1 protein-coding gene is annotated in these 1,235 nt (G+C 50.9%); it reads left to right on the forward strand.

The features are described 5' to 3' along the window. Positions 1-62 precede the first annotated feature (62 nt). Positions 63-1,216 (forward strand): IS3 family transposase gene (locus HZS80_RS23210; RefSeq protein WP_179917461.1). Its coding sequence is split into 2 segments (ribosomal slippage): positions 63-300 and positions 300-1,216, totalling 1,155 coding nucleotides; the frame shifts between segments, so codons are not numbered across the junction. The last annotated feature ends 19 nt before the right edge of the window (positions 1,217-1,235 follow it).

A 1,235-nucleotide genomic window follows, 5' to 3' on the forward strand; every position in this document is an offset into this window, starting at 1 on the left:
TGAATCGCCCCGGGTTTCGTAGACACCTCTAGGCCTTATACTAAAGGTACCTAGGAGGATCCATGAGCCATCCCCGTTACACTGAAGAATTCAAAATCGAAGCCGTTAAACAGGTGGTAGAGCGTGGCCATCGAGTTGCCGAGGTCGCTGAGCGTTTGGGCGTGTCAGGCCACAGCTTGTACCACTGGATCAAGCGCTACGATAAGCCGGTAGAACAACGGCAAGAAGACGATGATCTCCAAGCTGAAAACCGTCGTTTAAAGGCTGAATTAAAACGCGTGTCAGAAGAGCGAGATATATTAAAAAAGGCCACCGCGTACTTCGCCAGAGAGTCCAACTGAGGTACGCGTTTATTCAAAAGCATGCGAGTCAATATCCGGTACGGCGCTTGTGCCGCATGATGGCCGTGCATCCTAGTGGCTACTATGCATGGTGTAAAAAAGCACTGTCTAATCGAGACCGGGATGATCAGCGTCTATTGGGATTGATCAAGCATGCGTGGCTTGAAAGTGGCGGTGTATATGGCTATCGCAAGGTCTATCAGGATTTGCGTGAGGCTGGCGAAGCCTGCGGTAAGCACCGAGTGGCCCGCCTGATGCGTAGGGAAGGTTTACGCTCTCAGACGGGCTATCGACGACGCCCTGGCTGCTATGGCGGCGGAAAACCGGTTGTTGTATCACCCAACCATTTAGACCGTCAGTTTGAAGTAACAGCGCCCAATGTTGCTTGGGTGACAGATATTACGTACATCCGAACGTACGAAGGCTGGCTTTACTTAGCGGTGGTGATCGACCTGTTTTCTCGTCAAGTGGTTGGCTGGTCGATGAAGTCTCGTATGACGACGGAGTTAGTGCTGGATGCTTTGTTATCGGCAGTCTGGCGACGCAAGCCACAAGAAACTGTGATGGTGCATTCAGATCAAGGAAGCCAATTCAGCAGCGGAGATTGGCAAAGCTTTCTGAAAGCCAATCACTTGGTGGGCAGCATGAGTCGGCGTGGTAACTGTCATGATAACGCCGTTGCTGAGAGCTTTTTTCAACTCCTCAAGCGAGAGCGGATCAAGCGACAGATTTATTCGACACGGGAAGCGGCTAGACGCGACGTGTTCAATTATATCGAAATGTTTTACAACCCAAAGCGCCGACACGGTACAAGTGATAACTTGTCACCGGTTGAGTATGAAAGGCGTTACTTTAAGAGCCTAACGGGTGTCTAGAATATCCGGGGCGATTCAG

The organism is Vreelandella glaciei (assembly GCF_013415125.1).
In the GTDB taxonomy this organism is placed as follows: domain Bacteria; phylum Pseudomonadota; class Gammaproteobacteria; order Pseudomonadales; family Halomonadaceae; genus Vreelandella; species Vreelandella glaciei.